Source organism: Microcoleus sp. Pol11C3, assembly GCF_036701485.1.
GTDB lineage: Bacteria > Cyanobacteriota > Cyanobacteriia > Cyanobacteriales > Microcoleaceae > Microcoleus.
In genome coordinates this window covers 28,472-44,150 of the sequence record NZ_JAUBQW010000016.1, presented here as the reverse complement: position 1 = coordinate 44,150, position 15,679 = coordinate 28,472, and the positions used below count along the sequence as shown (strand labels likewise).

Sequence of the window (15,679 nt, the reverse complement as noted above, 5' to 3'; positions counted from 1 at the left end):
ATACCTTCAATTCCATTCCCCATTAAGCCTTGTTCCCAGGCTCGGCCTGGGAATAGATACCCGGAGGCTCTGCCTCCAATTCCCCAATCTAGAATCTAAAATCTAAAATCTAAAATTATTTGATGGCGCAAGTTGTATTAGAAAATATCTACAAAAGTTTTCCGCTCCGCCAAGGAGAACAGGAAAAAGAAGCAAACACTGTCGCAGAGAGTGTCTCGCCTATAGCCGATCGCCTTTCATCTAACAGCGTGTTGCGGCGCATTAACCTAACGGTCGAAGACGGGGAATTCATGGTGCTGGTGGGGCCTTCTGGCTGCGGAAAAAGCACTTTGCTGCGATCGATCGCCGGTCTGGAAGTTTTGACGGCCGGCAATATTTGGGTTGGCGATCGGCTGGTTAACGATTTGCCTCCTAAAGACCGAGATATCGCTATGGTATTTCAAAATTATGCTCTCTATCCTCACTTAACAGTTTACGATAATCTCGCCTTTGGATTGCGCCGGTCTGAAAGGGAGAAAGACGAAAAAAGGAAGAAGGAAGAAGGAAGACGAAAGACGGAAGACGGAAGAAGGAAGACGGAAGAAGGAAGACGAAAGACGGAAGAAGAGCTAAGGCAGAAGCCAGAAGGAGGACGAGAAGGTCGAAGCCAGAAGGCAGAAGGAATCAGCAAGAAAGTAGAAGAGGTTATTAATTATTTAGCTTCTAATTCTTTTAAAAATTCTCTAATTTATCCTTTGTTTGAGGATTTTTTAGGAGGAGCGACTCGCAAGTTACCTCCGGGTTTACGCTATTTGTCGGAACGGGAAAAGACTGTAGGAAAACGAGTGCGAGAGGTAGCTGAATTATTGCAAATAGAATCTCTTTTAAATCGCTTGCCGAAACAACTTTCGGGAGGGCAAAAGCAGCGGGTAGCTCTAGGTAGGGCGATGGCTAGGAATCCTGAAGTTTTTTTGATGGACGAACCGTTATCGAATCTGGATGCGAAATTGAGGGCGGAAACTCGATCGCAAATTGTGCAGTTGCAGCGAAAGTTGGGAACTACAACTATTTATGTAACTCACGACCAAACTGAGGCGATGACTATGGGCGATCGGATTGCTATTATGAAGGTCGGCCAGATTCAGCAAGTAGCTCAACCTCTAGAGCTTTACAACAAGCCGGCTAATCTATTTGTTGCTGAGTTTATCGGTTCTCCGCCGATGAATTTCCTGTTGGTGGAATTTAGCGCCCCGTTGTTGATTTCTCACCCGCAATTTCGCTTTACTTTACCCGATATTTGGGCAAAAAGTCTACAACAATATGATGGGCGAGGACTAATTTTGGGCATTCGGCCGGAACATCTGAGCATTAACCCCCCTGCTACCAAAAATCTTTCGGTACAAGTGGAAATTGTAGAGGCTTTGGGACACGAAACTTATTTGGGGGTGTGTTTGACGGATGCTCCGGCACTGCGGATGCAAGTGCGGGTTCCTCCTGAGCGATCGATCCGAGTTGGCGAGGAGCTTTGGCTGGCCATCGCCCATGACAAGATTCACTTGTTCGACCCTGATACCGAGTTGGCTATTTTTCCTCGTTAGGTAAAATCACCAAGGTCGATCGACCGTTGTGACCGATATCACTAATCACAAGCTTGCATTTTTATCAAGAAATGTTATATTTATTTACATAAGCCTTACACAAGTTAACGAAAGGAGTTCGCACTATGCAAGAACAAAAACGCAACGCTTGGAACTGGGGCTTCAGCGAAGGAGCGGAAAATTGGAATGGTCGTTTCGCTATGATTGGTTTTTCTGCCGCTGTCATCATCGAATTGGTTTCCGGTCAAGGCCTGCTTCACTTTTGGGGCGTGATGTAATTTTCTTCTAGTTAAGACTTTTGTGACACTGCAAAGCTTGGGAGTTCCGTAACGGACTCCCTAAATTTTGGCAGCGCGATTGGGGCAGCAAATAGCCACTTGCTCCGGGCAGTTAGCAGCACAAAATTTAACAGCTATAGCTCAAACCGGGGCGGGGGGTCTCCCCCCCAAAAAAAAGAGTGCGAATCACTCTTTTGGGTGATGCTAGCAAATTACTCTAGCGGATATATTCTTTCAAGATGCTGTTCCGGTTGGGATGGCGCAACTTCCGCAGGGCTTTAGCCTCGATTTGGCGAATCCGCTCGCGGGTGACGTTAAAGATTTGACCAATTTCCTCCAAGGTCTTCATCCGTCCGTCATCTAAGCCGTAACGCAGCCTTAGTACATCACGTTCTCGGGGGCTGAGAGTATCCAAAACGCTTTCCAAGTCTTCCCTGAGCAAGTTTTTCGAGACTTGATCTTCTGGCGTTTCCCCGTCAGATTCAATAAAGTCTCCTAGACGTGAGTCTTCCTCTTTGCCGATCGGAGTTTCTAGAGAGATGGGCAACTGTGCGGACTTAGCAATGAACCGCAATTTCTCGATCGTCATCTCCATGCGGGTAGCAATTTCTTCTTCCGTAGGCTTGCGACCCATTTCCTGAGACAGGAGTTTGGTAGTTTTCTTAATCCGCGAAATGGTTTCGTAAAGGTGAACCGGCAGGCGGATAGTGCGCGATTGGTCGGCAATTGCCCGGGTGATGGCTTGACGTATCCACCAAGTTGCGTAGGTAGAAAACTTGTAGCCTTTTTCGTGGTCGAATTTTTCAGCAGCCCGGATCAGACCCAAAGACCCTTCCTGAATCAAATCTTGGAAAGACAAACCGCGATTCATGTATTTTTTGGCGATCGACACCACCAAACGCAGGTTTGATTGCACCATTTTTTCCTTTGCCCGACGGCCGACGTGGAGTCGGTGACGGAATGCAGGAAGTGCCATATCTACAGCATTAGCCCATTCGCTGTCTTTGGGTTCGCGGTTATACTCTTCGAGCAGTTGTTCTCGAACTCGCTCTAATTCCAGCAAATCTGCAATCTTGCGCGCTAGTTCAATCTCTTCGTCAGCTCGCAGCAGTCGAATCCGACCGATTTCTTGCAGGTAAAGACGAATAGAGTCTTCAGTATAATGCTTTTTCTTTGCCTGTGCCCGACGGCGGGCTTTGACGCCTTTGCCAGATTTAGGGTCTTCCTCAGATTGAGAGTCTAAGAATTCTTCTCGATCGTCTTCTTCGTCGATAAATAGTTCTAACTCGCTCTCAGGTAGAACGCTTTCGGCGCTGCGAAGCAACTCGATTGTTTCCATTTCCGGTGTAATTGTGGTTTCGAGTACGGTGTTAGCCTGGATCATGCCGTCTTCCTCATGCTCCTGAATTAAAGAATAAATAACAGTGGAATAGTGTCTGTTTGTAGTTTAGACAAGTTAGCCAGTATTGACATTCCCGCAGGAAAAAATAGTGGGATTTTCGGTCTGCTAGCTGAATTTGTTACCGAAACTGCACCTGTTTTATGAGTCACGGTTCGAGTTCGGGTTTGAAGCAGCCAGCGCATTCAATTGATCGCAGATTTTAACATCGCGACCTTAAATTGAGCTTGAAGCTTTTTCTTTCGGAGCGAATTACCACATCATCTGCGATACCTTGCCCCGATAAGCAAACCATCAAGTGCGATCAATCGCACTTCCAAAAATACTGACTTTTTTACTCGGTACTTCGAGCTTTTACCCGTACAAGTTTTCCCGCACGGAACCCTCTAACTTTTGTATTGGAGGTGTCGAACTTTTGATTCGCCTTGCTTTACTCTGGTTGTCAGACATGACAGTTGCACGGCAAACTTTCGCCACCTTTGATCTCGGTCTGCTGCCTCAAATGCAACAGCAGAGGGTTGAAGCACCAAACGGGGAGAATCGGATCTTGCAAAGACCTTTCCGATTGTAGCCTTTCTCACAAAAAATGGAAGTTGTTTTCCATTGTTTGTCAAGAACTAGGAAAACTCTGTCAGCTTAGCTTGACAATACTAACTTATGTCAGGCTCTGCTAAATCCTGAGAACGGCCCGCAAAAACTTTGGCACGATCAAACGGCGCTGTTTTCTGCGTATATCTGGGTGAACGGCTGCGGCGTAGTTGGCCAGACAGTTAGCAGACAATTTTTGAGTTGCCCAAATTGGAACCAATACCATCCGTGTAGATACACCCATCATTACCCTGTTTCCCTGAATTGAATCATACGCAATCTGCGATTGAATAAAGCTCGTAGCTTTAGTTCTAAGCCGGCCACTCTGGATTAGAGACCGACTCTGACCCCCAATGAAGCGTTGCGGGTTGAGTAGTGCAACAGGGGCTTTCATTGTTAAGTTAGCTCAAATCTCAGAAATTGGGTTTAATTTTGATGTTAAATCACATTAAGTTCTTAACGTCACATTCTTATTTAAGCAGTTCGACACGAGTTTGTCGCGTCAGTGGCAAAAACCACCAGGATAAATTCTACTAAGAGTTAACCCGCCGCGCAACTCTCGGCTGCGGATTTCTCTAAATTTTTTGGCTTTCGGTTCGCACTTGCGCGATCGCACGTTTTTCTCACAAACCACACAATTCGCCATCTCTCGGAAGTATAACTTCACGATTCCTTTAAATATATCGTGACACTGTGAAGATTCCATAAAGCCCCTCAATCAATTTTAGGTAGCATTCCCGAATTGTCTTGATAATTTCAAGCAGACGAAATAAAAGCCACAGCGGGCGTTGCTGCAACTCTCGGCCGATGATAACTCCGCCAGGGAAGAAAAATTTACCCAGTTAGCGATGTGCTTGCTATTGTTAGAGAAGGCATAAGCTGCAGGATGGGCTTCAAGATTTGGACCGGTAAGACGCTGGTGCGATGCTCAAAATTTTGTTATTATTTACAGCGTGTCATCAGAAAGCACAGAGCCTTGCTTTATCCTATACTCGGTTTTAAATTATCTGGCTTGACCTTTAGGGGAGGAAGCTATCAAGAAAAATTTCAGATACGTTTCTATATTGACAACCCAAGGAAGGTTTACTAGAAAGAATTCACCTGATTGAGAGAAAAATTTAGTAATTAATCGCGCCGAGATTACCAGAAAGAATTGGTTTAAAGCCTCTCACTTGTAGAGAGAAATCAAAAGAAGACTATTCATTACTCCAATCCTCTTCCTTCCAGGTAGAGGTCGCTATCAACTGTCAACTGTCAACTGAACATCTCTTTATAGCGCCTGTTTGTAGTCAGGACTTCAGTTTTTTTTATATTTGTGAATAAGCACTAAAGTCCTGACTGCGAACTTAATGTAACCGCAAGACAGATTACTGCTGATTCCGCAGGCGAGGGTTAACAAACTCGTTTAATCCTTCCCCCACCAAAGACAGTCCCACCACCATTAAAGTCATTGCCAAACCGGGAAACAAAGCTGTCCACCAAATGCCAGTAGGTAGCGCATCTAAAGCTAAACGCAAGTCGTGTCCCCATTCGGGAGTTGCTTCTGGAAGTCCTAATCCGAGAAATCCCAAACCTCCTAATGTTAAAATTGCATCGGCAGCGTTGAGGGCGAACAGCACAGGTACGCTCTGAATCACATTCAGAAACAGGTAGCGCGAAAGCACTGTCCAAGTGTCAGCGCCCATTGCTCGCGCGGCTTCGACAAATAATTCGGTTTTGACGCTGACGGTGTGATTCCTGACGACGCGGTAGTATTGAGGGATGTAGGAAATGCTCAGGGCGATCGCAGCATTCAAAACTCCTTTTCCCACTACAAACGCTAGCGTCAAAGAAAGCAGCAGCCCCGGCAAAGTATAAATTGTATCCATTAAAAATAACAACACTCGATCGAGCTTGCCGCCCAAATAACCGCTAACGAGGCCCAGCGGCACACCGATAAACAAACTCAAAGATGTGGCTAAAATCACCACTTGCCAAGCGGCCCGAGAAGCAAACAGCGTGCGCGAAAACACATCGTAGCCGCTGCGGCTAGTACCAAACCAATAATTCGCCGATGGCGGTTCGTGGATGGGGTTAATCAAAGCCTCGGTAGGATTTTGCAGCCATCCCCAAGCTTGCATAGCTGGAGACAAGGTGGCTACTAATACAAACACGGCAGTTATTGTCAAACCTGCCCACATCATTTTCATTGACAGGCTTGACGGTGAGGCAATGTTGTTGAGAAATCGCGGCAGTCGGAGGCGGCTTTGAGCCATGATGATGATCGACCTATATAAGACTTTTCGATTTTAGTAGCACTCAGGCGAAAAAACCCGGAACAGTCAAAAATCCTCTTTCTCATTCGCTAAACACTCGCGACAAACCGGGTTTTTTCGCGCGCTGGGGCTAAAAAAAAATGGGTTTCTCCCCTGCACGGGACTGGCGCGCAGGGGAGAAACCGGGTTCTTTACTGGTGGGACGCAATTTGAGTTTAGGTTAAATCTCTCTTGGCAAACCTCAAATCTAAAATCGCTCGAATTCCTACAAATTACTGGCAATTAACTCGCGGTACTGGCTTTTCGGCTTAACTCCTTTGAGATCAGCTACCAAATCTTTGTCTTTGAAATACTGAATAGTCGGCGTACCAATCACGCCAGCATTTTCAGCAATTTCTGGATCTTCTTCGATGTCGATTTCCACGTAGTGGATTTTGCCCTCGAACTCATCTACTACTTTGCTCAAAATCGGCTTGAGGCTGTGGCAAGGCCCACAACTCGGAGAGGCATATTTGACCACAATCAGTCGATCGCTATCGTGGAACAACTTCCGCAAAGCATAACCTCCTTCGTGGCGCGTGTCTGTGATATCAAAGTTCTCGCTGGTTTTGCGTACTTTTTGAGCTTCCGGCGCTGCTGTGGGTTGCTCGGATTCCTCGGTTTGATGGAATTCCTGCGTTAAACCGTTAACTGACAGCCAACGTTCTGCCAGCATCGCCCCCATGCAACCGCTGCCGGCGGCGGTAATTGCTTGGCGAAACTCGTGGTCTTGCACGTCGCCGACGGCGTAAACTCCCTCAACGCTGGTTTCTACCGAACCGTGTTTGGTGGCGATATAGCCTACTTCGTCGAGTTCTAGCTGGCCTTGGAACAGTTGAGTATTGGGAGTGTGACCGATCGCGTAAAACAATCCTTTCACCAGCAAATCACTCTCGGCGCCGGTCTCGATATTTCTAATTCTCACCCCGTCCATTTTGCCACCCGGTTCGCCCAAGATATCCACTGCTTCGGTGTTCCAGTGCACGGTGATTTTGGGATTGCTCAGCACTCGGTCTTGCATGGCTTTGCTGGCGCGCATTCGATCGCGCCGCACCAGCATATGTACGTGAGAGCCGTATTTTGTCAAATAAATAGATTCTTCTGCTGCGGTGTCGCCCGCGCCGATTACAGCTAAATCTACTCCTTTAAAAATTGGGGTAGCGCCGTCGCAAATCGCACAGGCAGAAATGCCGTGACTCCAAAATACGTGTTCGCTAGGCAGCCCCAGCCTTTTCGCCGTCGCGCCTGTAGCGATTACTATCGTGTGGGTTTTGATTTCTCTGTCTTCCGATCGCACTGTAAACGGACGCTGGCTCAAATCCACCGAAATTACATCTTCTGTGTATAATTCGGCACCCCAGCGCACTGCTTGAGCTTTCATCCGATCCATGAGTTGCGGCCCGGTGATACCTTCAGGGAAACCGGGGAAGTTTTCTACTTCTGTGGTGGTCATCAGTTGACCGCCGGGGACGCCTCCGGCTTGGTAGCCTTCAAAGACTATGGGTTTCAGGTTTGCCCGACCTGCGTAGATTGCTGCTGTGTAGCCTGCAGGGCCTGAGCCGATAATTACTAGGTTTTCTACGGTTTGGTTGGTCATAGCTATTTACTTAAACTCATAACGACTTCGTTTTACTAATTCTAGCAGAGTTCGATCGAGTTTGGTTGGATGCTATTGTGCGATCGAGCATCTGTATCTATTGTTGAGGGTCGATCGGTCTTCGGGGCAATTCCAGCTACTTTAATAAGCAAAAACAATCTAAAAGTTGATTTAGTTTTAAATGTTCGATCTATTTTGATCCCTCAATTCTTAAGAAAATCTAAAGACTACCGAAATTATTGACTTCATTCTCAATTATTTTACCTATTTACTTGCTTTGAGGCTTGTGGTAGGATTTTCATAATCCAGGGGCATTATAACTAATTTGACTTTTTGACGCTGAAACCTACTTAATTCATAAAATTAGCAAACTCTTCAAATGTAATAAGTACAATTATTTATGCAAAGTCCGCATTTGATGGTTTAAGAATTGTAACGGAGATTTGGGCGAGTTTGACAAAATACAGTGTGTGTGGTATGTAAGGTGCGATCGGGGGAAATTTAGAAGGAAATTTTTAACCGTTTCGGAAGCACAGGCGGGACGCCCGTGCCACGATAAACATAGAATTTTATAATTGTGCCTGAATGGATAAAATCAAGATATTGTTTGTGTGCAGTCAGAATAAGTGGAGAAGTTTGACTGCCGAGAAAATATGCCAGAAAGTCAGCGGCTACAGCGTGCGATCGGCTGGAACGGAAAAAGGTGCAAGAATCAGAGTAACTGAGGGTCTTGTCGGTTGGGCAGATTTGATATTTGTGATGGAGAAGAAGCATGGCGATCGACTTCGCAGCAAATTTCCCGAAAGTCTCGAAGGCAAGAAAGTTATTTGCCTGCAAATCCCGGACAACTACGAATATATGGAACCGGAGTTAGTCGAGCTTTTGCAGGCGAAACTGAACCCCTATATGGAAATGCCAGATAACGAGATAAGTTTTATGCAGCGAGTTTTGGAACCGGAAGTGATGGATTCCTTGGAAGAGGCGATCGAATACGATTCGATGGACTTTACTGAGGTTAATACTGCTTTTGCTAAGAGTGCTGCGGCGTTGGGGCCGGTTTTTGGAAACGTTTTGGATGCGGGGACGGGTACGGCGAGAATTCCGATCGCCCTTTGTCAACTCCGGCCAGCATGGAAATTGACTTGCATCGATTTGTCGGCAAATATGCTGAAAGTCGGGGCAGAAAATGTGGAAAAGGCCGGCGTGCGATCGCAAATTAGTCTCGAATTAATCGATGCTAAGGCCATGCCGTATCCAGACAGTTATTTTGGCATGGTGATTTCCAACAGCATTATCCACCATTTGCCCGATCCGCTGCCGTTTTTGCAGGAAGTCAAGCGGGTGTTAAAACCGCAGGGAGCAATTTTTTTGCGGGATTTGCTGCGGCCGGAAGAGGAGGCAATGAGGGATCATTTAGTGGAGAGGTATGCGGCAGATTGCAACTCGCATCAGAAACAACTGTTCAGCGATTCGTTGCAAGCAGCATTTACGCTGGATGAAGTTGAGATGATGGTGAAAACTGCTGGATTGGAAGGATTGAGGATTTATGAATCTTCAGACAGGCACTGGACGGCAGAACGTGTTTGGAGGTAAAGTTTGGATGGGGCGACCGAACTCAATCTTTCCTACTTAATCTTGACTTCGATGGTGTTCAATCAATTACCAGTAATCACAAGTGTTTTTAGTAAGGACTAAAGTCCTCAGATTTGGATAAGGACTTTAGTCATCACTACAAACCCATTTTTCTAAGGCTGTGTGCGTAAGTCCTATTAATCTAACTTTATAGTACCTATAATTACTCGATCGCGCCCTCGGTCTTTAGCTTGATAAAGCGAACGGTCTGCCGCTGCAAGCAGGCTTTGTTGGGAAGTTTCGGGCTGAGGAAACGTGGTCGCTACCCCCAAACTCAGCGTCACGAAACAACACACCGCTGAATTAAGGTGTTCGATTTCTAGTCCTTTTACGCAAACTCGAATTTGCTCTGCAATCCAAACAGCTATTTCAGACGAAGTGCGGGGTAAAATTACCGCAAATTCTTCACCCCCGTAACGAGCTACCAGAGTCTCCCCTGAAGCTGCGCCTGCTGAGTAATGTACAGCCTCAAAAATAGTTTTGGCTACCTGTTGCAAACAAGCATCTCCCGCCTGATGTCCGTAAGTATCGTTGTATGTCTTAAAAAAGTCAACATCGCATAAAATTAAAGATATTTCTGCTGCTGCTTCTCCCAATTCTTGCCATTTTTTGTGTAAGTATTCGTTAAAACAGTGGCGGTTGGCAATCTGAGTTAATCCATCTAAGTTGGCAAGGCGATACAATTCGGAATTAGCAGCTTTTAATTGAGAATTAGCTGCTTCTAGCTCGGATTGCGTGAGCGATAAATTGTAATAAAGTTCGCTCATTGACCAAGTAGCTTGTTGGTGAATTTGGGATAAAGCTACCCAAAGTTGATGCACGTCTAAAAGTCGGTAAACTTGAGGTTCTAACTGCACAACAATCGGCTCGTAAAGCAGTTCCGGCGGTCGCTGCACGGAGCGCTGAGCTGCCATGACAATTAAGGCTACTCCTGGTAAAATCAAAATATCGGTTTGAGCTATTTGATACAAGCCTATAATCGGTCTGCAAGCAAATATATCTACTCCGTAAGGGCGGCTCATGCGTTCCATAAATCGCCGACGCGATATCATCCCTAAAAATTCCCCATTTACGGTCAAGATAACTCCCGGAAGCAGCGGGTGAGATTGAAACAACCGAGCTACTTATTTGGCGAGATAGGAGGAGTCAACCTGAAAATTGAATAGAGCCAGATCCTTAAGAGTAGACTCTAAAGATAAATTTTGGGGTGAGTTTTCTGGCGAGTTAGACGGCTCAATAAATTCAACAGACACAGCGCAAATCCGAATAAATAATAAAGCCGCAACGAAGCTAGTCTCAACTATTAACTTATATTAGTATTTATTTATTTATTTGTGAGCATTAGTTTTATTATTTAGTACACTATTTATAGTAAGGGAATAAGCTACTGCGTGAGTTTTTTCCCTGCCTGCTTTTCATAGATTCATGCTCACTAAATAACAGATTTATTGAATTATTCTCGATTTTTTACGATGGGCTTTTTACGGCGTAAAAAAACTGATTTCGGCGCCCGTCCTCCGCTCCTTGACGGTGCACACAAACTCAAGAAACCTGGTTTTTAAACCTGGGTAGAGGCTGTAACGAGGTTTTGCGTAAAAAAACGTGGTTTCTGCCCCTGTTCTCAACTCAAAATTCAAAACTCAACCTTCCCTCACCACCCCCAAGTTCCTGGCCCTCCCTTAAACGGGCCGACAATATCTTTGGTAATCCAGCCGCCGTAAAAATCCCCTGGTTGAGATTGCACTAATTCCCCGTCCACATAACAGGCGTCCATCTGGCTCGGATAAAAAGCCACATAATCTTTAATAGCTGCAAAAACCTGATTAGGATTGGGATAAAACCAAGCAGCATTTACTACTTCTTTCGACTCTACCTTCACAGTGTAATAACCAGCTTGTCCCTTCCACTCGCACCAAGATGTTCGTAAAGTTTTGTGCAAATATTCCATTTGGATGTCATCGGGGCAGATATAGTAGACAGGAGGGTGGCTTGTCTCCAATACCCGCTGAGGACGGCGCGTGTCGGCGATCGTCACTCCATTAAAAATTATCTGTACGTGTTTGGTCAATTCCTCAAGGCGAGGGGGACGCGGGTAATCCCAAACAGACTCTTCACCAGGGCCAGGCTCTACTCGATCGAAGTTCATTTGCACAATCTCCCCTGAAAACAAACAATTAGCGACTTAGCATTACAATTTAATGTACCCTTAATCGAGTCGCTGCTTCAGAACAAACCAGCTTTTCTCCACTCTTCGTAATATGAGTATTCGCGGTATAGACGTTTCCGACTACCAGCCCAATGTCAATTGGCAAGCAGTTGCCCGGGATGGTATTACCTTCAGTTTTGTCAAATCGACCGAGGGTGCAACGTTAGTTTCCCAAACTTTCGCTCGCAATTGGGCGGCGATGAAAGCGGCGGGGATTCAGCGTGGTGCTTACCACTTTTTTCTACCTGCAAACAGCATTCAAGGACAAATAGATTTGTTCTTGAAAACTGTAAAACTCGAACCGGGGGATTTGCCGCCAGTCTTGGATATGGAAACTACAGGCGGTTTGAGTGGGGATCAATTGTGCGATCGAGCCACAATTTGGCTAGAAGCAGTCGAAAAAGCCACCTTGATGCGGCCGATTATCTACACCTACCCCGGTTTCTGGGACAACCTGGGGACAAAACGGTTTGCCGATTACCCACTGTGGATTGCTCACTATACCAGTGCTGAAGAACCTTGGGTGCCTGGTGGCTGGAAAACTTGGACTTTTTGGCAGTACAGCGACACAGGCACCGTGTCAGGCGTATCGGGCAATGTAGACACCAATATTTTTGAAAGCGTCCGAGAAGGCGCCGTAAGTTATAAAGTTGCAGACATCCAGAGGGAATTAAGAATTAAAGGTTTCTATCAAGGCGCGATGGATGGTAAATTTGGAGCCAATACCACAGCGGCGCTCATCTCGTTTCAGAAATCTCAAGGTCTCAATCCAGACGGCATTGCAAGTCTCAAAACATGGACCGCTTTGATGCGAAAATCTCCCAAAGTAATTGTCCCTCCTCCAGCGCCGACACCCGCCCCGCAGCCGACTCCTGCTCCGACTCCTACTCCCATATCAGACGTGCGGCTGACTCAGGTATTCTCCTCTTATCAAGCTAGCGCTAGCCAAGATACTGCCTTAATTTGGCTGCAAAGTCAAGTTTCTAACTCTGTTTTAGGGGAATTTGCTCAAAAATGGCGGGCAACTACTTTACCTCAAGATAGTAATTTGCGATTGATAGATGTCGGCAAGTTTTATCGCGGTTTAGCACAACAAGACCAAGCTTTAGATTGGCTGCAAAAACAAATTTCTCCGGCTATTATTACCGAGTTTGCACAAAAATGGCGCTCTCAATCTATTGTCACTAATTCTCCGATTCGGTTGATAGATGCGTGCAAATTTTATCGGGCAGCACCCAACCAAAACCAGGCTTTAGATTGGCTGGAAGGGCGAATTTCGCCGGCTATTCTATCGGAGTTTTTTCGCAGGTGGCAGAATGCCAGTCGATTATAGATTATAGATTTGAGATTGACTCTACAGAGGAATCTTGCGATTTGAGATTTTAGATGGGAACTCTACTCTAAAGATGAGTCTGAGGGCGATCGATTTGAGATGTGAGCTTTTTAATTGGAGATTGACTTCACAGATGAATCTGGGGTTGAAAGGCTCTATAATAATGGAAAAGCTGGCAAATCTTGCTATTTGAGATTGGAGATTGACTCCCCATCAAAATTCGTCAAATCCTCTCCCTATATGCCCGCATCCCCATCGGACTCTCGAACATAACAGACAATCTCTCGCTTAGCTACAGCTAGCTGCCATCTTTGACGCCAAGAGAATTATCTGATAAAGTTATAGCGACTATCAAGGTTTTTTAATCTTATTGGGAAAAATCCAGGGCCGTGCCGAGTTTGTAAGCTGCGCCGAAAATAGCGCCTGCACTCCAATTACCCGCGATCGAACATTTAAAACTAAGCGGGCAGCCTGTAACAATTATATCTATGGAAATCCCCTTTAACACCACCCTGTTGATGGTCATGACCGTCATCTGTGGCATCAGCGCTCAAGTTCTCGCCGCTTATCTGAAAGTTCCGGCGATCGTCTTTTTGCTGTTGTTTGGCATTTTAGCTGGCCCAGACTGCTTGGGAGTGCTGCACCCCAATCTGCTGGGCAGCGGTTTGGAAGTTATGGTATCCCTTTGCGTAGCTTTAATTCTGTTTGAAGGCGGCTTGAATTTGGAATTGCGAGATTTGGGCAAACTTTCCGGCAGCATCCGCAATTTAGTTACGGTAGGCACTTTAATTACGCTAATTGGCGGCGGAATGGCCGCACACTGGTTGGGGGAATTTCCCTGGCCGATCGCATTTCTGTATGCTTCTCTAGTAGTCGTCACAGGCCCGACAGTAATCGGCCCTTTGCTCAAACAAGTATCCGTTGACAAACAAGTCGCCGCCTTGCTAGAAGCAGAAGGCGTTTTAATCGATCCTGTTGGAGCAATTCTGGCAGTATTGGTGCTGAATATTATTTTAAACGGCAATGCTGATTTGGTGGTTTTGTTCCGAGATTTAATCGTGCGGCTTTTCGTTGGCGCAGTCATCGGAGTTGCGGGAGGTTGGTTGCTGGGATTCAGTCTCAAGCGATCGCAATTTCTCTCAGAAGATCTCAAAAACTTGGTAGTTTTAGCCGGTTTGTGGGGATTTTTCGGCTTAGCAGAAGAAATCCGCAGCGAATCGGGACTGATGGCAACAGTCCTCTCCGGCATCGTCCTCAGAGCCGCTGCTGTGCCGGAAGAAAGGCTGCTGAGGAGGTTTAAAGGTCAACTCACAGTCCTGGCTATTTCCGTATTGTTCGTGCTGCTGGCGGCGGATTTATCCCTCGCTAGTGTGGTCGCCCTCGGTTGGGGAAGTTTGTTTACAGTTTTAGCTTTAATGTGGGTAGTGCGGCCGATCAACGTTTGGCTTTGCACTTGGAACAGCGGACTGAATTGGCGGCAGAAATTATTTGTTTGTTGGGTAGCGCCGAGGGGAATTGTCTCAGCGTCGATCGCATCTTTATTTGCAATTTTACTTACCCAGCGGGGAATCAACGGCGGCGACTCGATTAAAGCGTTAGTTTTCCTAACAATTATTATGACAGTTTTCGTCCAGGGACTAACTGCCGGACGGATGGCTCAACTTTTGGGCATCACCTCAAAATCCGCAACCGGTGCTGCAATTGTGGGGTCAAATCCTTTAAGCAGATTAATTGCTCGCTTGTTTCAAGAACGCGGAGAATCGGTGGCAATTATCGACACCGACCCGGAAGCTTGTGCACAAGCAGAACGAGAGGGTTTGCGGGTGTTTTTGAGCAGTGCTCTCGACCACAGCGTGTTAGAAGAAGCTGGACTGGAATCAATGGGAACTTTTTTGGCAATGACTAACAACGGCGAGGTAAACTTAGTGTTAGCTCAGCGAGCGGCCGAAGAGTTTGCACCGCCGAGGGTTTTGGCAATATTCCCCAAAGATCCGCAAGCAAATACGCCGGCAAATCAGGCTAAAATCAATCAAGCTTTTGTCTACGATTTGTCGCTGAAGGATTGGAACGAATATTTGACCGATGGCGAAGTAAAATTGGGGGAAACTGAGTTAAAAAGTGAGGGATTGCAGTTTCAGATTGCTCACTTGCAAGCTTTGGTTCAAGCCGGAGAGTTGGCGCCGCTGCTGCTGGAAAGGCAGGGGTACTTGCAAGTAGTGTCGGCGACCCAGATTTGGCAAGCAGGCGATCGAATTATTTATTTGCTGTACGATCCGACACCGAAATTGTTGAAAAGATTGTCGGGTTCGTCCCAGTCTCGCTTGACTTTGGAAAAGCATCAGGTAGTTGAAGAAGTCCCGATTCCTCCTCCGGTTTTAGACCAGGTTTTGGAGGAAACGGAAATAGCAAAGGATGCTAAAGTTTTGCAGCCGCCAGTTTCGCGGTAAGAGCATTGCCCTTGCCTTCCCTACGCTATAATCCAGTTGGCCAAGCAGGAAAAAGGATGATGTTCTGGTAGGAGAAGGTTCGTATAGGTATTACTTATTGGTACGATCGATTTTGAGAGCAATCTCATCTCTCCGTTTTTGTATGCGTCGTTTTTTAATCAAATCGATTAAAGTTATTTGCTCCTCCTCAGACATTTCTTGGACTAGCTCTAGCATCGTATCAAAGCTATAAGTGTTCATATTTCTGAGCTTAGTAACTCTACAGCTACAAGTCTAACAAATCCTGGGAGCCGATCGCGCAAAGGTTGTTTATGACAGCCAATGGTTG

General features: G+C 46.1%; 13 protein-coding genes. 5 read left to right on the top strand and 8 right to left on the bottom strand.

Annotated elements, in window-relative coordinates:
• Positions 1 to 122 precede the first annotated feature (122 nt).
• Positions 123 to 1,577, top strand: coding sequence for an ABC transporter ATP-binding protein (locus QUA40_RS06625; RefSeq protein WP_333123058.1), 1,455 nt, complete (start codon positions 123 to 125; stop codon positions 1,575 to 1,577).
• Between the two features lie 125 nt (positions 1,578 to 1,702).
• A complete protein-coding gene (locus QUA40_RS06620) occupies positions 1,703 to 1,855 on the top strand; it encodes a chlorophyll A-B binding protein (RefSeq protein WP_190735352.1) in 153 nt (50 codons plus the stop codon).
• A 217-nt stretch (positions 1,856 to 2,072) separates the two neighbouring features.
• On the opposite strand, the gene rpoD is transcribed toward QUA40_RS06620, so the two are convergent.
• The 5 genes from rpoD to trxB all read right to left on the bottom strand — a co-directional run bounded on the left by rpoD (position 2,073) and on the right by trxB (position 7,733).
• A complete protein-coding gene (gene rpoD / locus QUA40_RS06615) occupies positions 2,073 to 3,239 on the bottom strand; it encodes an RNA polymerase sigma factor RpoD (RefSeq protein WP_333123056.1) in 1,167 nt (388 codons plus the stop codon).
• Positions 3,240 to 3,924: 685 nt separating this feature from the next.
• On the bottom strand, positions 3,925 to 4,089 hold the full coding sequence (locus QUA40_RS06610) for a hypothetical protein (protein ID WP_333123054.1): 165 nt from the start codon (positions 4,087 to 4,089) through the stop codon (positions 3,925 to 3,927).
• A 255-nt stretch (positions 4,090 to 4,344) separates the two neighbouring features.
• Positions 4,345 to 4,548: a hypothetical protein gene (locus tag QUA40_RS06605; protein WP_333123052.1), complete on the bottom strand. Its 204-nt coding sequence runs from the start codon at positions 4,546 to 4,548 to the stop codon at positions 4,345 to 4,347.
• A gap of 661 nt (positions 4,549 to 5,209) precedes the next feature.
• The gene (locus QUA40_RS06600; protein ID WP_333123050.1) at positions 5,210 to 6,097 is read right to left on the bottom strand and encodes an ABC transporter permease; all 888 of its coding nucleotides are present in this window, start codon (positions 6,095 to 6,097) and stop codon (positions 5,210 to 5,212) included.
• Positions 6,098 to 6,362: 265 nt separating this feature from the next.
• Entirely contained in the window at positions 6,363 to 7,733 is a 1,371-nt protein-coding gene (trxB, locus tag QUA40_RS06595; RefSeq protein WP_333123047.1) for a thioredoxin-disulfide reductase, read from the bottom strand.
• A 585-nt stretch (positions 7,734 to 8,318) separates the two neighbouring features.
• Between trxB and QUA40_RS06590 the strand changes: the two genes are divergently transcribed.
• Positions 8,319 to 9,326: a methyltransferase domain-containing protein gene (locus QUA40_RS06590; protein WP_333123044.1), complete on the top strand. Its 1,008-nt coding sequence runs from the start codon at positions 8,319 to 8,321 to the stop codon at positions 9,324 to 9,326.
• A gap of 176 nt (positions 9,327 to 9,502) precedes the next feature.
• Here QUA40_RS06590 and QUA40_RS06585 read toward each other — a convergent pair whose 3' ends face one another.
• Both QUA40_RS06585 and QUA40_RS06580 read right to left on the bottom strand, forming a co-directional pair.
• A complete protein-coding gene (locus QUA40_RS06585; RefSeq protein WP_333123041.1) occupies positions 9,503 to 10,480 on the bottom strand; it encodes a diguanylate cyclase domain-containing protein in 978 nt (325 codons plus the stop codon).
• A 536-nt stretch (positions 10,481 to 11,016) separates the two neighbouring features.
• The gene (locus QUA40_RS06580) at positions 11,017 to 11,511 is read right to left on the bottom strand and encodes a DUF427 domain-containing protein (RefSeq protein WP_333123038.1); all 495 of its coding nucleotides are present in this window, start codon (positions 11,509 to 11,511) and stop codon (positions 11,017 to 11,019) included.
• Between the two features lie 112 nt (positions 11,512 to 11,623).
• On the opposite strand from QUA40_RS06580, the gene QUA40_RS06575 reads away from it, so the two are divergent.
• Both QUA40_RS06575 and QUA40_RS06570 read left to right on the top strand, forming a co-directional pair.
• Positions 11,624 to 12,904, top strand: a complete 1,281-nt coding sequence (locus QUA40_RS06575; protein ID WP_333123035.1) for a GH25 family lysozyme — start codon at positions 11,624 to 11,626, stop codon at positions 12,902 to 12,904.
• A gap of 488 nt (positions 12,905 to 13,392) precedes the next feature.
• Positions 13,393 to 15,351, top strand: a complete 1,959-nt coding sequence (locus QUA40_RS06570) for a cation:proton antiporter domain-containing protein (RefSeq protein WP_333123032.1) — start codon at positions 13,393 to 13,395, stop codon at positions 15,349 to 15,351.
• A 90-nt stretch (positions 15,352 to 15,441) separates the two neighbouring features.
• Here the strand turns inward: QUA40_RS06570 and QUA40_RS06565 are convergent, their stop codons facing one another.
• Complete coding sequence (locus tag QUA40_RS06565) at positions 15,442 to 15,591, bottom strand: hypothetical protein (RefSeq protein WP_333123029.1); 150 nt, start codon at positions 15,589 to 15,591, stop codon at positions 15,442 to 15,444.
• Between the last annotated feature and the right edge of the window lie 88 nt (positions 15,592 to 15,679).